Origin of the sequence: Pedobacter gandavensis, assembly GCF_032678465.1 — a bacterium.
Classification (GTDB): Bacteria; Bacteroidota; Bacteroidia; order Sphingobacteriales; family Sphingobacteriaceae; genus Pedobacter; species Pedobacter gandavensis_B.
Genome location: NZ_JAVTSK010000011.1, coordinates 124103 through 142276 on the forward strand (window position 1 = coordinate 124103; position 18174 = coordinate 142276).

19 protein-coding genes and 1 pseudogene are annotated in these 18174 nt (G+C 39.1%); 8 read left to right on the forward strand and 12 right to left on the reverse strand.

Annotated elements, in window-relative coordinates:
• Positions 1-13: 13 nt before the first annotated feature.
• Positions 14-1107, forward strand: a pseudogene (locus tag R2Q94_RS18650) (IS3 family transposase).
• Positions 1108-1260: 153 nt separating this feature from the next.
• On the opposite strand, the gene R2Q94_RS18655 reads toward R2Q94_RS18650, so the two are convergent.
• The gene (locus R2Q94_RS18655; protein WP_316822995.1) at positions 1261-1917 is read right to left on the reverse strand and encodes a hypothetical protein; all 657 of its coding nucleotides are present in this window, start codon (positions 1915-1917) and stop codon (positions 1261-1263) included.
• Between the two features lie 130 nt (positions 1918-2047).
• Between R2Q94_RS18655 and R2Q94_RS18660 the strand changes: the two genes are divergently transcribed.
• Together R2Q94_RS18660 and R2Q94_RS18665 are read left to right on the forward strand one after the other, a co-directional pair.
• Complete coding sequence (locus R2Q94_RS18660) at positions 2048-2308, forward strand: hypothetical protein (RefSeq protein WP_316822996.1); 261 nt, start codon at positions 2048-2050, stop codon at positions 2306-2308.
• 18 nt (positions 2309-2326) lie between these two features.
• Positions 2327-2674: a helix-turn-helix transcriptional regulator gene (locus tag R2Q94_RS18665; RefSeq protein ID WP_316822997.1), complete on the forward strand. Its 348-nt coding sequence runs from the start codon at positions 2327-2329 to the stop codon at positions 2672-2674.
• A 168-nt stretch (positions 2675-2842) separates the two neighbouring features.
• On the opposite strand, the gene R2Q94_RS18670 is transcribed toward R2Q94_RS18665, so the two are convergent.
• From R2Q94_RS18670 to mnmE, 6 genes are all read right to left on the reverse strand, one after another.
• The gene (locus R2Q94_RS18670) at positions 2843-3319 is read right to left on the reverse strand and encodes a hypothetical protein (protein ID WP_316822998.1); all 477 of its coding nucleotides are present in this window, start codon (positions 3317-3319) and stop codon (positions 2843-2845) included.
• A 1-nt stretch (position 3320) separates the two neighbouring features.
• Entirely contained in the window at positions 3321-4775 is a 1455-nt protein-coding gene (locus R2Q94_RS18675) for a M91 family zinc metallopeptidase (RefSeq protein ID WP_316822999.1), read from the reverse strand.
• Positions 4736-5317: a phage integrase SAM-like domain-containing protein gene (locus R2Q94_RS18680; protein ID WP_316823000.1), complete on the reverse strand. Its 582-nt coding sequence runs from the start codon at positions 5315-5317 to the stop codon at positions 4736-4738. Before R2Q94_RS18680 ends, R2Q94_RS18675 begins: the two co-directional genes overlap by 40 nt.
• A gap of 3 nt (positions 5318-5320) precedes the next feature.
• Positions 5321-5467 (reverse strand): helix-turn-helix domain-containing protein, encoded by a 147-nt coding sequence (locus tag R2Q94_RS22245; protein WP_410478575.1) that lies wholly within the window; start codon positions 5465-5467, stop codon positions 5321-5323.
• Positions 5419-5886: a helix-turn-helix domain-containing protein gene (locus tag R2Q94_RS18685; protein WP_316823001.1), complete on the reverse strand. Its 468-nt coding sequence runs from the start codon at positions 5884-5886 to the stop codon at positions 5419-5421. Before R2Q94_RS18685 ends, R2Q94_RS22245 begins: the two co-directional genes overlap by 49 nt.
• A 321-nt stretch (positions 5887-6207) precedes the next feature.
• Positions 6208-7575 carry a tRNA uridine-5-carboxymethylaminomethyl(34) synthesis GTPase MnmE gene (gene mnmE / locus R2Q94_RS18690; protein ID WP_316823002.1) on the reverse strand — a complete coding sequence of 456 codons (1368 nt, stop codon included), beginning with the start codon at positions 7573-7575 and terminating at the stop codon, positions 6208-6210.
• Positions 7576-7753: 178 nt separating this feature from the next.
• Here mnmE and R2Q94_RS18695 point away from each other — a divergent pair, with 178 nt between their 5' ends.
• Positions 7754-8872, forward strand: a complete 1119-nt coding sequence (locus tag R2Q94_RS18695; protein WP_316823003.1) for an AI-2E family transporter — start codon at positions 7754-7756, stop codon at positions 8870-8872.
• Between the two features lie 38 nt (positions 8873-8910).
• Positions 8911-9495 (forward strand): hypothetical protein, encoded by a 585-nt coding sequence (locus R2Q94_RS18700; RefSeq protein ID WP_316823004.1) that lies wholly within the window; start codon positions 8911-8913, stop codon positions 9493-9495.
• Positions 9496-9562: 67 nt separating this feature from the next.
• Here R2Q94_RS18700 and argS read toward each other — a convergent pair whose 3' ends face one another.
• Together argS and R2Q94_RS18710 are read right to left on the reverse strand one after the other, a co-directional pair.
• Positions 9563-11341: an arginine--tRNA ligase gene (argS, locus tag R2Q94_RS18705; protein WP_316823005.1), complete on the reverse strand. Its 1779-nt coding sequence runs from the start codon at positions 11339-11341 to the stop codon at positions 9563-9565.
• A 3-nt stretch (positions 11342-11344) separates the two neighbouring features.
• Positions 11345-12295, reverse strand: coding sequence for an arginase (locus R2Q94_RS18710; protein ID WP_316823006.1), 951 nt, complete (start codon positions 12293-12295; stop codon positions 11345-11347).
• A gap of 102 nt (positions 12296-12397) precedes the next feature.
• Between R2Q94_RS18710 and R2Q94_RS18715 the strand changes: the two genes are divergently transcribed.
• The gene (locus R2Q94_RS18715; RefSeq protein WP_316823007.1) at positions 12398-13789 is read left to right on the forward strand and encodes an arginine decarboxylase; all 1392 of its coding nucleotides are present in this window, start codon (positions 12398-12400) and stop codon (positions 13787-13789) included.
• 136 nt (positions 13790-13925) lie between these two features.
• Here the strand turns inward: R2Q94_RS18715 and R2Q94_RS18720 are convergent, their stop codons facing one another.
• A complete protein-coding gene (locus tag R2Q94_RS18720) occupies positions 13926-14360 on the reverse strand; it encodes an Hsp20/alpha crystallin family protein (protein ID WP_316823008.1) in 435 nt (144 codons plus the stop codon).
• Positions 14361-14436: 76 nt separating this feature from the next.
• Here R2Q94_RS18720 and R2Q94_RS18725 point away from each other — a divergent pair, with 76 nt between their 5' ends.
• Positions 14437-14928: an acyl-CoA thioesterase gene (locus R2Q94_RS18725; RefSeq protein WP_316823009.1), complete on the forward strand. Its 492-nt coding sequence runs from the start codon at positions 14437-14439 to the stop codon at positions 14926-14928.
• 46 nt (positions 14929-14974) lie between these two features.
• Here R2Q94_RS18725 and R2Q94_RS18730 read toward each other — a convergent pair whose 3' ends face one another.
• Positions 14975-16372 carry an FAD-binding oxidoreductase gene (locus R2Q94_RS18730; RefSeq protein WP_316823010.1) on the reverse strand — a complete coding sequence of 466 codons (1398 nt, stop codon included), beginning with the start codon at positions 16370-16372 and terminating at the stop codon, positions 14975-14977.
• 71 nt (positions 16373-16443) lie between these two features.
• Positions 16444-16821, reverse strand: coding sequence for a dihydroneopterin aldolase (locus tag R2Q94_RS18735; protein ID WP_316823011.1), 378 nt, complete (start codon positions 16819-16821; stop codon positions 16444-16446).
• A 137-nt stretch (positions 16822-16958) separates the two neighbouring features.
• Between R2Q94_RS18735 and R2Q94_RS18740 the strand changes: the two genes are divergently transcribed.
• Positions 16959-18149, forward strand: a complete 1191-nt coding sequence (locus R2Q94_RS18740; RefSeq protein ID WP_316823012.1) for an acyl-CoA dehydrogenase family protein — start codon at positions 16959-16961, stop codon at positions 18147-18149.
• The last annotated feature ends 25 nt before the right edge of the window (positions 18150-18174 follow it).

The following is an 18174-nucleotide window of genomic DNA, read 5'->3' on the forward strand; positions in this document are numbered from 1 at the left end:
TACAGTAATTGAGATGAAAAAGAGCAAATTTACAGAATCGCAGATTGCCTTTGCATTGCAACAGGCAGAAACTGGAGTCTCCGTTGAGGAGGTATGTCGCAAAATGGGAATTCACCAGGCGACTTATTACAATTGGAAAAAGAAATTTGGAGGTCTGGGTGTTACAGAACTTAGACGTTTGCGGCAGTTGGAGGATGAAAACACTAAACTGAAACAATTGGTAGCCGATTTAAGTCTGGACAAACATATGCTGCAGGATATACTCAAAAAAAGCTTTAAGGCCAGCCCAGTTGAAGGGGCTGGCCGAAGCTTTAGTGGCTGGTTACAAAGTTTCTGTGCATCGGGCTTGTGCGGTCACCAAATTTTGTCGCTAGATGTGGTATTACAAAAAGATAGGCCGGGATGATCAACTGATCAGAATGCGGATGAAGGAAATTGCAGCAACCCGAGTCAGATATGGCAGCGAAAGAATTTTTATATTGCTTCGACGGGAAGGATTTAAGGACAGTTACAATAGAGTATATAGGCTTTATAAGCTTGAAGGGTTGAACCTGCGCAGCAAAAGACCTAGAAGAAACAGAGCCGGTGCCCATCGTTTAGAAAGAGTAGCGCCCTCGCATTTACATGAATGCTGGAGTATGGATTTTGTGTCCGATCAGCTCTTTGACGGGCGGAAATTCAGATCCTTAACTATAGTGGATAACTATACAAGATTTTGCCTTGATGTTACCCCGAGTAAGGTATTAAAGGGGAGCAAGTAGTGACCGTATTGGAAAGATTAAAGGAGGAATTCAACACCATTCCTAAAAAATCAGGGTAGATAATGGTAGTGAATTTATCTCCAAAGTGTTGGATAGATGGGCTTACGAAAATCAGGTCATACTTGATTTCTCAAGGCCTGGAAAACCTACAGATAATGCGTATATTGAGTCTTTTAATGGAAGCTTCCGCGATGAATGCCTAAACACTAACCGGTTCTTATCGATGGAAGATGGCGTTGAAAAAGTTGAAGCCTGGAGAACAGAATATAATACCTTTAGACCTCACAGTTCTTTAGGAGGATTAACACCTCAGCAGATGTGGAAAAAAAGCAAATTAAAGCCCTGATTTTCGAATTTACATTGTCCTAAAGTTGGGGGAGGTCAAAGTTACAAATTTTCGCCTTTTACACAGTCCGATTTTTAGGAGGGGTTACATTATTAAAAAACAAACTGACTTATAACAAGCATCATATCCCCAAAAAAATTCAGATTTAAAATTTCACGATTCATGACCATTATTTTTATTAGTAAAAAAATCGATTAATTGCATATTAAGTGCAATAACCTCTAATGGATCATGAGTAATTTTATAAACATTTTTATTAATGTCTATACAGAAAAAGTCTCCGTCTTCTGAATCACCAATATGAAAATACTCATTATTATCTACAAAAACTGAATAAACATTGGATGGATTTAACAAATGTTGTTCATAAGTATTTAAAATCGTCAAAATTCTTTCATAATCTGATCCATTTAAAATTTCCATTTTGAATTCTACAACGTCTATTTTACTTAGGTCGAGATCATGTTTTTTCCCTCCTCCCAATGAATATCCGCTAATTGTGCCGCTTGAAAGATAAATTTCATATGGTAAGAAATTAGACATTTTATTATCATATACTTTTATATTAGTGAGTTTATAATCTACATCATCTACCTTATCGTATTTCTTTAATACTTCAGAATTGAAAGTAAATGCAACATAATTTGGTATGTCACTTACACCTAAAAGCACCCCTCTAAATAGACCATCTCTAATTTGAGTCGTTAAGCAGGAGTACTTTTCAGGAAGCTTTATAAGTACATTACTCATTAGAGCTAATTCCCATTTCTCTATTTTACTTCTACTAAATAATTTTTCAAAAAAAATCATAAACTAATTTATAAACAATTTACAATCTGAGGTAATGATAAAAACCAAAGCACAATTCATTGACACCAAAATACAATTTAAATTATTATGAACACCTTACTGTAATCTTTTCCTAACTAGCTATAATAAGGTGGAGAACAATACACATGATATTGCTATTGATGAACTGGAACGCTTTGCCGGATACTTCGGCATCACCATTGACCCGGTGGTGCATTTCGACAATCAGCCTTCAGATGTTACCATTCAGGACAAACCCAATTTTGAACAGGTCAACCTGATCAACCAGCTCGATGAAGAAGACCGAACGGTGGTATTCAAGATCATTGACACCATGCTCACCAAAAAGAAGTTTAAGGATTTTTTCAACAACAACATTGCTACTTTATAGCGGCCTTAACTAAACATTATGGTAGAAACAATTCATATTGGCAGAAAGATCAGCCGGATCCGTGAGATCAGGGGAATTAAACAGGATCACCTCGCAATGGAGATGGGCGTCAGCCAGCAGACGATTTATAAGATCGAGCAGAGCGAGAGCATGGAAGAGGAAACACTTGGCAAGGTTGCAAAGGCCTTAGGGGTTACGCCCCAGGCCATCAAGAGCTTTACTGAGGATGCAATCATCAACTACTTCCACGATCAGAGCTATTTCAACTACCAGTGTACTTTTAACCCGCTGGATAAGGTAATGGAACTTTATGAACGCCTCCTGCAGGCCGAAAGGGAAAAGAACGAACTCTTAAAAGGGAAGTAATAGCCAGAAAGCTAAGCCATTGCATTAAAACTCTAAGTTGCGCAGGGTTTCCTTCCTTCGCCCAAGCGAAGGCAAGCAGGTTTTTGTAGGCCAGACCTGACGAAGGAGGGCTGTACGTACAAAAACACAACTTGCAGGTACAGAAACAAAAGCATAAACTATACTTAGTTATCCAATACCATTTATTCTCATGTCAAATATATAGCCCTTCGTGATGTTAATACAAACAGACCAATAATTACTTGCGCCATCCTCTGCCTGAATGATATCTCGGCCAACTTTATCATGTTCAGCTTTCTTTTTGGAAATAAGAATAATCCATATAATATGATCTCCCGATTTATCAATAAAACCTACGTACTGCCTTATATACCTTCGAATACTTTTGTAAATAACAGGATAATCAGGCAATTTACTTGACTGATTATCTTTCAAATACTTCTCATTACATGACAATATCCTTTCTGCCTTTCTAACATCATCTATTGATGGCGTATATCTCGCATCTTGATTTTCTACACTTTTAAAAACGAAACGTTCCTTTGCAACAATATAACCAGAGAATTTCTTATCCTTTATAAAGGATAGTTCCTGACCGTATGCATTAACAGTTAAAAGGAACAAGACAAACAATGTGTATTTCATATTATTTATAATAATTTATAGGTCTATTATTTACATCTAATAATCTAGGACCTAGGCCTTGGCTTGTACCTGTATTAACATCATTAGATAATCCATAATGAGTTCTTAATGGCACACCCGCCTGACCCCTTATTAGATTCTCATAGTATGCAGCTCTCCATTCACTTTTCTTTAATCCCATAAATTGAGATTGGTAGGTAACCCCTGTTCCACCAGTATAATCATTTGAGAAATGTAAAACTCCAAAATTAGCATCTCTTCCGTGAGCCATTTCATGGCCCAGTCCTATATACGATGGTCGGTTTGTATTACCAGCTGTATTCATTGAACTTGTAGTGGTACTGGGATCAAAACTAATAATCCCCCCAGATCCAGTAGAACCGCGCGTATTTCCTGTAGCAGTTTGATATTCAGTTAAATTAGCTCCTGCTGCAATAACATTAGATGCAGAAAAGCTATTAGTACCTTTAACTATTGTAAAATTATTATCTGATCCGACTAAAGATGATACAAGGGAACCACCTTCATCTGTTTGTGATAAATCACTTAAAGCAGATGATGTTTGCTTTAGAAATCCATTCACTTTACCCTCATAGGCAGAACCGTCCTTGTTATAATAATTTCCAACTTCGTATCTGAGTGTCTCTTTACCACCTAATCCCAAAAACCCAGTCCGGTGAGTAACCCACAAACTATCCCCGTTAATGTCAATTGTACTTATTGGATTATTACCACCATATTGGTATGGAGTCATGGTATAATATTTTTCCGCAAACCGATCTATTACGTTGAATCGCCCAATCACCGGGTCATAGAGCCTAGCGCCGTAATCGTACATCTTTTCCTGATCCTGCTTCTCCTTTCCGTTATACTGGTATTTGTTTTCAATCCCTATAATTGTTTCCTGTATATCCAGTCCAAAAGGATAATAATTTGTTTCCTGGATCTTTCTTGCCTGGCTGCCGTTAATATCAAAGTACAATCTACCATTTCCCAAATGATCTGCTAAAGTATATTCATACTTGTAGTCTGTATCACTATTTCTCACTACACGTCCTTCAGAAGTCTGTAGGTATTTCAATACTCCCTGCTCATATTGAATACCTCCAATATATTCATTCAAAACCGAAGAACCAACTACTTTACGTAATTTAATACCTGATGCATCATAGGTATAGCTAATCGCATTTCCTCCTGCAGTCATTGTTGAAGGAAGATTCAGATAGTTATAAGAGATGCTGGAAATGTTATTCCCGGTATTCACTGTATTGATTCTAGATGTCATATTACCATTTACATCATAGCCATAAGCGGTTGTTCCCGGTAGCTGAAAAGCTGCAGAAGTATTGTTACTGCTATCTACCACAGAGGTTAATTGGTTTCCAGCGTAATTGTACTTCAACTGGTCATTCAACACTATTTGATTGCTCTGTATGTCTTTACTATAGCGCTGCATCCCCTGAATATTACCTTTTTATAGGCAATTCTTAAAACATGCCTCAACTTCGCATAATAACAAACAGCCGTATTTCTCTTGATTGGCTTTCCTGTCCTGCTAATTCCGGGGCCACTAAGTAAGTAGATTTTGTAATCTTCGCACAAATAGTCATTGACTTCAGGAAATTTCAGATCATGACCCGCAAAAGCGATAAAGTATCTCAAACCCATAGCCCAGTCATCTGAAAGCGATTGTTGCTTTTTACGGGTTTCTATTTTGAAAAAATCAATGAAACTGGAATCTCTTACAGCATCTGAAAGAAAGCCAAATCTACGGTTTTGAATATCCAGTTGGCGCTGTGCACAAACGGTACGGGCCAGGATCATCGTTTCCTTATTATGCTGCCGCTCCCACTGGTCAACTGGATCATCATAAATATATAATTTAAGGGTTTCAAACCGGTGGAGCTTACCGGAAGCAGGATTTCTGAGTGGTGGTGAATAATCAAGCACGATGCTTTTTCTGTTATTCACGATAGTTCTCATTTTCACTTTAGCCATAACTTAATCGTTTTGGTTTGAAAATTTATTTAGATCAGACTTTAAAACATAGCTAAACTTCCCGTTCCGATACTGAGGAATATTATTCTTCTTAAGCAAGCTCAACAATGTTTTTTCAGAAAAATTGAGTTCTTCCTGGGCCTCAGCCATGGAATAACAATATTTAGGATGAGGATTTTTTTACGTGCCTTCAGCACAGGCACCTGGAATTCCGGAAGCACCAACATCTGATCAAGATCAGCACGTTTAATCAGTGTTTTTCGAGGCGTGAACCGAATGGCTTTTATCCTACCACTTTGAATGATGTTATATATACTTCTGACAGAAGTATTCAATAATCCGGCAGCGTCCTTTACCGTTAAGAATTCGGCGACTACTGTACTCCCAGTGGCCGCTACTATAGTCTCTACAACTTCCTTTTCAGAAGCCTCAATTTTCAATTCTCTCGCCTTTCGTTTTCCGTATCTGCTGTTGCATATATGGCTGCAAAATCTAGTTACCGTAGTTTTCGCCAAGAAGGAATTTCCGCAGAATTCGCAAATCCTTTTTACCTTAATGTTCGAACTCATCCTTTTGTTGCTTTTAGTATAAAGCACGGTCACTTTTGACCTAATTTCATCCAAAAACACCCGCAGTTATCTCGCCATTTTAAGTGTCATTAAGCGTCGATAAGTGTTATTAAATGTCATTAGATGTCCTTAGTCGCCATAATTTACCAGATGATTTTTACAACTGATTTTTTAGGAGAAAAAAGCTACAAATGCGTTACAAAAGTCAGAAAAACAAAAGCATAAATCCAAAGATATGGACAAAAGAAATACACATAACTTATTAACAATAAGCAACTTACTTGTCGATTCTTGTCGTAATTATGTGGTAGTTATCACCGATTATTTCCCGATACAAAACTTACTAAATATATTTTCCAACAAATCATCCGTAGTCACCTGCCCGGTAATCTCTCCCAGATAATAAAGCGCTTGCTTAATATCCATCGCTAAAAAGTCCGAAGTAACCGGATTATTTAACCCTCTGATCACACTATCCAAAGCCGTCCTGGTTCTCTGCAAAGCCTCTACATGTCTAATATTAGTCACCATCGTATGGTTCGTAGAAAGCTTATCACCTACCGCAGTATCATACAACAACTGTTTCAACTCCTCAATCTGTTGATTTTCTTTCGCTGAAATAGAAATAAAGTTAATATCAGAAGGCAAACCTAATTCCTTCACCCTATCTGTAAATGAAAGATCGATTTTATTCGCAACTGCGATAAAAGCAATCCCTGGTTTATGCAAACTCTTGATATCCTCTCTAATTTCGCTCGCTGAAAGATTCACCACATCAAACAAATAAACCAACACAGCAGACTGACTAATCTTCTGCATCGTCTTCTCTACCCCTATTGCTTCAATCGTATCCGTCGCTTCTCTGATCCCTGCAGTATCAATCAATCTGAAATTAATCCCATTGATATTCAAAACCTCTTCAATCGTATCACGGGTAGTACCTGCAATCTCACTTACAATCGCACGATCTTCATTCAGCAACGCGTTCAACAAAGTCGATTTTCCAGCATTTGGTCTACCAGCGATTACGGTATTGATACCTTCCTTAATCACATTCCCCAACTCAAAAGAACGGATCAATTTATTGATCACCAAATTGATCTTATTGATCAAATCCTGTAATTGATCCCTATTGGCAAACTCTACATCCTCTTCAGCGAAATCAAGTTCCAGCTCAATCATCGAAGCAAAATGAATCAATTGTTCTCTCAACACATTCAATTCCGTACTGAAACCACCTCTCAACTGGTTCATCGCTACACTATGTGCTGCCTGAGAGTCCGAAGAAATCAAATCTGCCACCGCTTCAGCTTGTGATAAATCTAGAGAACCGTTTAAAAACGCCCTTAAAGTAAATTCTCCTGGTTTCGCTGCAGAAGCACCTTTTCTAATCAACAAAGAAATGATCTGCTGAATGATATAATTTGAACCATGGCAGCTAATTTCCACCACATTTTCCTTGGTATAAGACTTTGGAGCTACAAATAGCGCAACTACCACCTCATCAATCACCACATCACCATCTTTGATCAGGCCAAAGTGTAAAGTATGGGAATCTTGTTTTAGCAAATCCTTACTAAAAACGGAGTTCGTAATCGTGATTGCATCCTTACCTGAAAGACGAATTACACCGATCGCACCGATTCCTTGGGGAGTAGATAAGGCGACTATAGTTTCATTACTGATCATAAGAAGAAATATTCTGTGTTTTGATTATTTACAAAACTAGCCAAACATTTCATACCTTACCGTGTTTAGTTTTTGAAAAAACAAATAAACTACAATTAGTTCCATCCTGACCCATCAATTTTAGGGCAAATCTGAAGTTTTAGCCTTGATGTGGTCTATTTATTTCGCGCGATACCTTATGAAAGACATCCCTCTAACCGTTAAAAGATCCATTGAATTACTCGGAATTGTACTCGTAGGAGCTATACTTGTCATAGGCAAAGACATCATCATGCCCGTGATCATGGCTTTTTTCATCAGCATTATGTTACTTCCAGTGTTCCGGTTTCTAAGAAAATACAAATTCCCGGAAATAGCGGCCATCATTTTACCCATACTATTGGTGGTGATATTTGTTGGCTCCATTGTCTGGTTCTTTTCTGCACAGATTGCAGTTCTGGCAAACGACTTCCCACAGATCAAATCCAATGTAAATACGCATTTAAAATCACTTAGTGAATGGTTCGGCAACATCAGCCACATCTCTACCGGAGATCAAATGAAATTCATTACCAAGAAAAGTGATGATCTACTTGCCATGGCTGGAAAAGCTGCTAGTGGTGCCGCAGTAACCTTGAGTTCATTATTTGTATTTGTAGGCCTTTTGCCTATTTACATCTACCTGATGCTATTCTACAAAGACATCTTATTGCGCTTCGTATTTATGTGGTTCAAATCAGACCATCACCCTAAGGTTAAAGAAGCCATTTATGAAACAGAATCCATCATCAAAAACTATCTGGTAGGTCTACTGATTCAGGTGACCTATATGACCGTTTTACTTGGGGGGATCTTGTTACTTGTAGGGATTAAACACGCACTATTGATCGGTGTCATCTTTGCCATCCTTAACCTGATTCCTTATGTTGGAGCATTAATAGGAAACATCATCGGTGTTTTACTGACCCTTACTTCCTCTACAGAATTATGGCCCGTAATCACCGTTCTTGCAGTAATCGCTGTAGTTCAGTTTTTAGACAACAATATCCTGATGCCTAGAATCGTAGGTTCAAAAGTAAAAATCAACGCATTATTCGCCATTCTAGGAGTCGTCATAGGTGGAAGTATAGCAGGCGTATCAGGAATGTTCCTTTCCATGCCGATCATTGCGGTATTAAAAGTAATTTTCGACAGAACCGTCATGTTTAAACAATGGGGAGTATTATTGGGTGATGAAAGACCAGAAAAAAGTCCCATGACCTTCGCTTCCTTCCGAAAAAAGAAAAACGTGGCTACTTCAACAGGCGTTCAAAAATAACCAAAAGAAATCTCCTTAAATCGCCATAGCTATCTAAAATGGAACCAAATACAAACGCGGGTTGGATACTTGGATTAAAACATTGGCAGTTCTTTGCTTTACTTGTCGCACCCAGGGCATTAGAATACTTTTTCTTTTCCTTTGGGAATCCTAATGGAGATTATTATTGGGTAGAACTATGTTATTGGATCTACACGTTGTCTTTGATATGTGGCTGGTTGTACTTCACAACTATTAACCTTCAGCCACTTTTACCATCTGCCATCACCATGAACATTAAAAAGTTCAAATGGGAAATGGGTTTTACCTTTTTTCCACCATTTTTTCTCTTAACAATCACGCTACTCCGAGAAATCAATGGAAATGGCGGATCCGGTTTTTTTGAGCTGCTGGCCTTTATTGGACTGATCCTCCTATACCCCATCATCTGTCTTTTCAAGTCCATGTATCGTATGATAAGAACCTTAAAAGAAGTAGAATTACAGAGACCTGTCTCAAAAAGCGACTTCGACCTGAGCGACCTCAGCATTCTTTATCCGCTGATAGGCGCCTGGGTTTTTCAACCAAGAATCAACCAGGTGTACGAATACGCTAGTAGGCAAAAACTCAATGTAGAAGAATAAACCGGCTAAAAAGAAAAGGTCCTGAACATAACGCTCAGGACCTTTTTCATCGTAAATCAGGAAAAAACTACATTCTTTCCGGAACAGTTATACCTAAAATTTTCATACCTGATTTAAGAATACCAGCCGTAACTGCACTCAGGTTTAAACGGTGATGTTTCACAGCCTCATCTTCTTCTTTCACAATCGGTGGAACCTCATGGTAGAATTTATTGAACATTTTAGCTACCTCATACAGGTAATTCGCCAGACTCGCCGGACTAAATACCTTAGCCGCAGCAGCAATTTCGGCTGGATACTTCGCCAATAACATGATCATATCGCGTTCCGTATCAGAGATTGCGACTTCAGCAGCACCTTTAGCAGCATCATAACCTGCTTTGTTTAAAAGCGATTTGATACGCGCATGGGTATACTGAATAAACGGCCCTGTATTTCCCTGAAAATCGATAGACTCCGAAGGATCGAATAACAAACGTTTCTTAGGCTCAACTTTCAATAAGAAGTATTTTAAAGCACCTAAACCAATGTTATAATATAGAGCGCTTTTCTCTTCTTCACTGAAGTCGTTAACTTTTCCTAATGCTTCTGTTTTTTGTTTCGCTGTTTCGATCATCTCTGCAACAAGATCATCCGCATCTACAACCGTACCTTCTCTGGACTTCATCTTACCACTAGGCAGATCTACCATGCCGTACGACAAATGATGTAATCCTTTTGCCCAGCTTTTACCCAATTTCTCCAGAATCAGGAACAACACCTTAAAGTGATAATCCTGCTCATTTCCAACCACGTAAATAGACTCATCCATTCCGAAATCATCATGCTTCATTTGAGCAGTACCCAAATCCTGAGTGATATATACCGAAGTACCATCAGCACGCAATACCAATTTCTGATCTAATCCATCAGCAGTTAAATCAATCCATACAGATCCATCCGGTTTTTTAAAGAACACCCCTTTTTCAAGGCCTTCTTCTACCGTTCCTTTTCCTAAAAGGTAAGTATTACTCTCGTAATAGTATTTATCAAAATCAACACCAAGGTTTTTATAACTCACTTCAAAACCGGCATACACCCAGCTATTCATGGTTTTCCAAAGCGTGATGACCGCGTCATCACCAGCTTCCCAGTCTTGCAACATTTTCTGTGCCTCCAACATTAAAGGCGCATTCTTTTTTGCTTCTTCCTCTGTCTGACCAGCCGCTTTTAAAGCCTCAATTTCTTTTTTATACTCTTTATCAAAGATCACATAGTATTTACCTACCAAATGATCCCCTTTTAAACCTGAACTTTCAGGTGTTTCGCCATTGCCCCATTTCTGCCAGGCCAACATCGACTTACAGATATGAATCCCACGATCGTTCACCAAATTCACTTTGATTACCTCATGACCGCTTGCTTTCAGCAATTCAGCCACCGAATAACCCAACAGGTTGTTTCTAACGTGTCCTAAATGCAATGGTTTATTAGTATTTGGCGAAGAATATTCTACCATTACTTTTTTACCATTTGATGCTATTTTACCAAATTCTGGACTCAACAACTCCTGATTGAATAGATTTAACCAATAACTATCTGCAACAGATAAATTAAGGAAACCTTTAATCACGTTAAATGCCGTAACTTCTTCAATGTTTTCTACCAGATACTCACCAAGTTCTGTAGCTGTTACTTCCGGAGATTTTTTGGAGAAACGCACGACAGGAAACACCACAATTGTGATCTGACCTTCAAACTCTGCTCTGGTATCCTGTAAACTGACTTGATTTTCAGGAAGATCCTGACCGTATAAATGCTTTACCGCAGCGATTGTTGCTTTGGTGATATGTTGTTCGATATTCATAATTTACTCGTTTCTAAAAGCGTTCGTCGCTTTAATTAAAATTTCAAAGGCATGTTCTGCCATTTGATTCTCTCTGTCGAGAGTTGGATTCACTTCCACAATCTCGAAGCAGCATACTTTTTGATTGGTGATTAAACCCGACATCAGCTTACCTGCTTCTCTTTCTGTCAAGCCCTGAGCAACTGGTGTCCCCGTCCCTCTGGATGCCGTAGGATCCATAGAATCTACGTCAAATGACACATAAATGAGATCACAATGATCAAGATACACCAGGGTATCAATCACTGTCCGTTCTACTCCTCTTTTCCGGACATCCGCAGTCGTAAAGATCTTGACTTTATTTTTCTTCAGCAAGTATTCTTCCGGCTTCTCCATATCCCGCGCAGAAATCAGCACAAGATCGCGATAATTAATCTTAGGTGCGATATTTCCAACGTTTTTTAACTGATACCAGTAGTTGATGGTTTCTTGATCCAGCTTATTCACTTTCGACTCCAGATTATCTTCGTCAAGTGACATCGCAAGCGGCATACCGTGCATATTTCCCGACGGTGTAGTGTATGGAGAGTGCATATCTGAATGCGCATCAATCCAGATCACCCCTAATTTCGACTTTGGAAAAGCAGCTTTTATCCCCGCAATCGTTCCCGCTGCCGTACTATGATCACCAGCCAAAACTACTGGAAACTCCTTTTCTTCCAGCGTAGCACGCACCTGATCACTCACCCGCTCTACCATGGTCAATATCCCGGAAATCCGCTTTGCATATGGGCTCCCGGTACCTTCAAGCAACAAATGGTTCTCATTTGGTACTTCTACAGATTTATGTTTCTTGAAAAATCTACTCCCAAAATCCAACGCCGCAATCTTAATTGCATCCACTCCTAAACTGGCTCCCCGTGTACCGGCGCCTATCTCGGATTTTACCTCAATAATTTTTAAAGTCTTAGTCATAAAAAAAAATACAAGTGTATTTTATAAAGTGTTTATCTTTGAGCCGAAAATTAACTCATTTAATTAGCTACCCCTTTAAATAATTGTTCAAAAATATAAAAAATGCAGAGTTACTCCGAATTTCTTGATCTAAGTGTTGGTTTCCCTCAGGAAGGTTACAGCGTTATAGACGACGAATTGTATTTTCAAGATCTCAATCTGATGGAAATGATTGAAACCTATGGTACGCCATTACGTTTCACTTATCTTCCAATGATAACTAAGAAAATCCAACAAGCCAAATTATTATTTCAAACGGCTATCATCAAGAACAATTACCGTGGGGACTATAAGTATTGTTACTGTACTAAAAGTTCGCACTTCAGGCACATTGTTGAAGAAGCCTTAAAGAATGGCATTCACCTGGAAACCTCATCAGCATTTGATATGCCTATGATTGAGGCATTGGAGAAAAAAGGTGCCCTTACTAAAGACATTACTGTAATCTGTAATGGATTTAAAACTTATCAGTACAAACAATATATCATAGATATGTTGCACGACGGGTATAAAAACATCATCCCAGTATTGGACAACAAAGAGGAATTTAACCTTTTTGATGATGAGGTAGAATTAGATACCCCTTGTAACCTGGGTATTCGTATCGCTGCGGAAGAACAACCAGACTCACAGTTTTATACTTCAAGACTGGGCGTTCGTTTGGAAGATGTAATCGAGTTTTACAACAATAAAATCTCTGCAAACCCTAACTTCAGAGTAAAACTATTACATTTCTTTATCAATTCAGGTATTACAGATTCTCCATACTACTGGAACGAATTGGAGAAATATGTGACTTTATATTGCAAGTTCAAAAAAATCAATCCTGAACTCGATACTTTAGACATCGGTGGTGGTATGCCATTCAAAGATTCTTTGGTATTTGATTTCGATTACGAGTACATGGTGAATGAGATCGTAAAAAGGATTAAAGAAATCTGTGCAGAGCACGATGTGGTAGAACCGGATATCATTACTGAATTTGGAAAATACACCGTTGCTGAAGCTTCAGGTATTTTATACAAAGTATTGGGTCGCAAGCAACAGAACGACAGAGAGAAATGGTTGATGTTAGATGGTTCATTCATCACCAACCTTCCAGACGTTTGGGCTTTAAACCAGAAATACATTCTGTTGCCTATCAACAACTGGGATGCGGAATATGAGCGTGTCAATTTAGGAGGAATCACTTGCGATGGCCAGGATTATTACAATCAGGAAGCGCATATGAACAGTGTATTTATGCCAAAAACACGTAAAGTACAATACCTGGGCTTCTTCAATACTGGAGCTTATCAGGAAGTATTGAGCGGTTACGGTGGTATTCACCATTGCTTACTGCCAAGCCCTAAACACGTAATTATCCGTAGAAACAGAGATGAAACTTTCAACTTTGAAGTATTCGGAGAAGAGCAAAACAGTAAACAAGTGCTTAAAATTCTAGGTTACTCATAAACAAGAGTACAGGAAATCATATTACAGCGTGTGTCCAAAAGGCACACGCTTTTTTTATGCAAAAAAAGAGGACGCAGCTCTCGCTGCGTCCCCCAACCTTAAACCAAACTTATTATGAAAAACTTCCGCTTCTTAATTAAGAAACTTTTATCTCTTTAGCAGCAGATTGTGATTCATCTTTCTTGCCAATCGTGATATTTAAAATTCCATTGGTATACTCTGCAGTAATCTTATCTGCATCAACACTTTCCGGCAACACGAATGATCTTGCAAAAGAGAAGTAATCAAACTCTTTGCGTGTATAATCTTTTTTCTCCTCAGTCTCAGCCACTTTTTTCTCTGCCCATACAGACAAAGTATCTTTCTTCAGGTTGATTTGAAAATCTTCTTTAGTCAAACCAGGAGCAGCCAATTCGATCTTATAATCTGCTTCTGTTTCCAGGATATTAACTCCGGGAACTTTGTTAATGGTCAAATTTTTATTTAACGCCTCACTGAACAAAGAATCAAATACATTGTTAAAATAAGGTGCAGTGTTTCTGGTTCTGTTATTAAATTTTACTAGTGTCATCGCTTATTTCTCCTTTTTATTTAAGTTTTAATTTTATACTTCGATTTAATCAACACTCATACCAAACCCAAATTTTATGATTTTCAAGACATTTTGGCGCAACAAAGTAAAAACAACAGACAAAAAGACAGACATCATCAATCATTTAGACAGTTTTAAGTATAAAACACAGATTGAAACACGCTTTGTAGATTTCGACATGATGGGCCATGTGAATAATGCAGTGTACTTCACTTACATGGAAATTGCCAGAGTAAAGTATTGGAATACGGCTGTAAAATGGGACTGGAAAAAAACCGGAGTGGTCATTGCAAAAGCAGAACTGGATTATCAAACGCCAATATTCCCGGAGGATAAAATCAGTATGTATGTAAGAACCTCAAGAATAGGCAGCAGCAGTTTCGATCTGGAATACCTGCTGGTAAAGCTGGTTCATGGGGAAGAAGTGATTTGCAGCAAAGGAAAAACAGTTTGCGTGGCCTTTGATTACATCAGCAAAAACTCCTCACCTATCCCTGACGATGAAAAAGCAAAGATGATCTCATTTGAGCAGCTGCTCGAGAATTAAAAAATGAGCGTCTTCCCTTTGAAAAGGCAAGACGCTCTATAAAACTTTAAAAAATCTTTCCCGGATTTAGAATACCTGCAGGATCAAACACCTTTTTGATGCCCCTCATCAGGTTCAAATGAAGTTCCGAATATTTAATAGACATAAAGTCTTTTTGTACCAATCCAATTCCGTGCTCACCAGAAATTGTACCTCCTAAAGCACTGGTCAACTCAAAAATCTCTACAATACCGTCTTTCAACTTAGTGTGCCATGCTTCATCGCTCATCCCTCCTTTGATAATGTTCACATGAAGGTTTCCATCACCAGCATGTCCATAACACACACTTTCAAAACCATATCTAGAACCTATTTCCTTGATTCCATTGATCAATTGAGGCAAAGCAGCCCTTGGAACCACCGTATCCTCTTCTTTATAAATAGAGTTCGACTTTACCGATTCCGGCATCACCCTCCTCATTCGCCATAGGTCTTCCTTTTGCTGAGCCGTATCCGCGAAAAGTACATCCGTACAACCGAATTCCTCCAATACTGCATTCACCTTTTCACAATCTTTGAAAATGCTGTCCATATCGTTGCCATCAAACTCAATCAAAAGAAAAGCATTGACTCCATCTTTAAGGTCAAATTTGATGTTGTCGAATTCAATCACCCATTCCACTCCCTTTCTTTCCATAAACTCCAAAGCAGAAGGAATCACTTCCGCACGAAAAATTGCAGATACCGCAGCGCAAGCCTCTTCATTACCTCCAAAAGAAGCCAGCATCAGCACATTCTGCTCCGACCTTGGAATCAACTTCGTCACCACCTTGGTTACCACAGCCAAAGTCCCTTCAGAACCAATCATCAGCTGAGTCAGGTTATAACCAGAAGCATATTTAAGCGTATTCGCTCCTGTCCAGATGATTTCACCAGTCGGCAAAACCACTTCCAGATTCAGGATATATTCTCTGATCGTACCGTATTTGACCACCCTTGGTCCGCCTGAACCATGAGCCACATTTCCACCAATAAAACAAGAACCTTTACTCGATGGGTCAATTGGATAAAGCAAGCCTTTCGCAGACACTGCATCCATGAATTCTTGCGTGATCACTCCCGGTTCTACAATGGCCTGAAGATTCTCCGTATCGATTTCGATAATGTTTTTAAAGCGCTCCATAGATAAAAGTACCCCGCCAAAAACAGGCAATGCAGCACCACTTAAACCCGTCCCACCCCCTCTTGGGGTAACCGGTATTGTATATTGATTACAAAGTTTCAGCAATGCCGAAACCGCTTCCGTGTTACGTGGTTTTACCACCACTTCCGGATAGTATTTTAAATCTTCGGTCTCATCATGACAATAAATACTCAAAGACTCTTCATCAGTAAAAACACTTTCTGCACCCACCGCTGCTTTGATTAAATCCAGCAGCTCTGCAGTAATTTTAGTGTATTCCATGGTTATATGTAGGTTTAGGCTTTTTTAGGAAAAATAATTACAAGGATAAAATGAGCATAAAATTACGGTCATTATTCAGGCGCAACGTAACTCAGCTCGACAAAAGAATGTCCGATCTGACCAGGCATAGCCGGACTTAATTTCCGGATCCCAACTTTTCCACTGCGTAAAAACGAATAGGTATCCAGCACACGATCCAGAATTCTGCGGACTACCGTCTCCAGCATCTTTTGTGTATTCGCCATCTCTTCCAACAAAATCGTGTTCAGAACTTCATAATTTACAGTATGATTCAAATTCTCTGTATCACCTGTATGGATAAATGTAACTTCAACATCTACCATGAAATAAATTCCTGTTAAATGTTCCTCAGGATAATATCCATGAAAACCATAACATTTTACATCTCTTAACGCAACAGTTTGAATATAGCTTTTAGCATTGCTCATGTCACAAAATTAATTCTTTGAACGGTTATTACCAGCCATTCCTTTAAATTATTAACTTCATTCCTCGAAATCATTAACTTTGAATAAGCCTGATGCCATAAAAAAGGCAAACGACAATACCTAATATCTCCTGAAATATGAACAAATCTGCCAAAAAAGACCTTTACGAAGCTCCAGACTATTATCAGCTAGATGAATTACTAACCGATGAACATAAGTTGATCCGTTCTTCCGCAAGAGACTGGGTAAAAAAAGAAGTCAGCCCAATCATCGAGGATTATGCACAAAGGGCAGAATTTCCGAAACACCTGATCAAAGGATTGGGCGAAATCGGCGCTTTTGGTCCTACCATACCGGTAGAATATGGTGGAGCAGGATTGGATTATATCGCCTATGGCATCCTGATGCAGGAAATCGAACGGGGTGATTCCGGAATCAGGTCTACCGCTTCGGTACAAGGATCATTGGTCATGTATCCGATCTTCGCCTACGGAACTGAAGAACAACGTAAAAAATACCTACCCAAATTAGCCACAGGTGAATTGATGGGTTGCTTTGGACTTACAGAACCAGACCATGGATCAAATCCGGGCGGAATGGTGACCAACATCAAGGATAAAGGAGACCATTACCTCTTAAACGGTGCTAAAATGTGGATCTCCAATGCCCCATTTGCAGACATCGCAGTGGTTTGGGCCAAAGATGAAAGCGGCAAAATCAGAGGCATGATCGTAGAACGAGGTATGGAAGGATTTAGCACTCCCGAAACCCATAATAAATGGAGTTTAAGGGCTTCAGCCACCGGCGAACTGGTATTCGACAATGTAAAGGTTCCTAAAGCAAATATTTTCCCTGACATCACAGGACTAAAAGGTCCACTAGGCTGCCTCAACCAGGCCCGATACGGAATTGCCTGGGGTGCATTAGGTGCCGCTATGGATTGTTATGACACCGCCCTACGCTATTCCAAAGAACGTGTGCAATTTGGCAAACCTATTGGCGGATTCCAACTTCAGCAAAAAAAACTGGCCGAAATGGTCACAGAAATCACCAAGGCGCAGCTTTTAGTCTGGCGTTTAGGTGTGCTGAAAAGTGAAAACCGCGCTACTGCAGAACAAATCTCCATGGCCAAAAGAAACAGTGTGGAAATCGCACTGGATATTGCCAGAAATGCCCGCCAAATGTTAGGTGGTATGGGAATTACCGGTGAATATTCCATCATGAGACACATGATGAACCTGGAATCTGTAGTTACTTATGAGGGTACTCATGACATTCACCTGCTCATCACCGGAATGGATGTAACCGGATTAAACGCCTTCAAATAATTACGACATATAATCAAAATAAATG